This window comes from Colwellia sp. MB3u-55 (genome assembly GCF_014076785.1).
Classification (GTDB): domain Bacteria; phylum Pseudomonadota; class Gammaproteobacteria; order Enterobacterales; family Alteromonadaceae; genus Colwellia_A.
The window spans coordinates 1-523 of sequence record NZ_JACGUS010000047.1 but is presented as its reverse complement, the minus strand read 5'-3'; the positions used below and the strand labels follow the sequence as shown (position 1 = coordinate 523).

Sequence of the window (523 nt, the reverse complement as noted above, 5' to 3'; positions counted from 1 at the left end):
TCATCGAGCAGGGCTTGTGATTTAAAGCGTCCTTCCCAAAAGTGCCCCGTGCATTTGTCTTCTTTATTGGCTTGTCGAGCAATAGGCTCGTTTAATGCCCGCATAAACCAACTGATATCGATTAAGCGCTGTTTATAGACCTGTGCTGTTTCTTCAACCATTTCCATTTCGAATGTCGTTAATGATTGCTCTTGTTGAAATTGACGCGTCAACAGGGTGCCTTTAAACAAGGTATGCCAACGGGACAGTACTTCTAGCGTCGTCCAGCTGTTAGCTTTTTCACTATCAACATGAAGGACTAAATGTAAGTGATTATTCATGACAGCGTGAGCACAAATACCAATAGCAAAGACCTGAGATAATATAAAAATACGCTGTTCAATCCAATGACGCCTGTGCGCATAGCTGACACCGGTTTCTTTATTAATACCACATAAAAAGGCTTTTCGAACGGTTTGACTGCAAACATGATAATAGGGTGTATCAGATAAACTGATTTGTTGTGAACGAGGCTTGGGCATAA

At 41.5% G+C, this 523-nt stretch carries 1 pseudogene; it reads right to left on the bottom strand.

The window, feature by feature from the left end:
- Positions 1–521, bottom strand: a pseudogene (locus H4J66_RS01170) (transposase); the annotation flags it as partial.
- Positions 522–523: the final 2 nt, after the last annotated feature.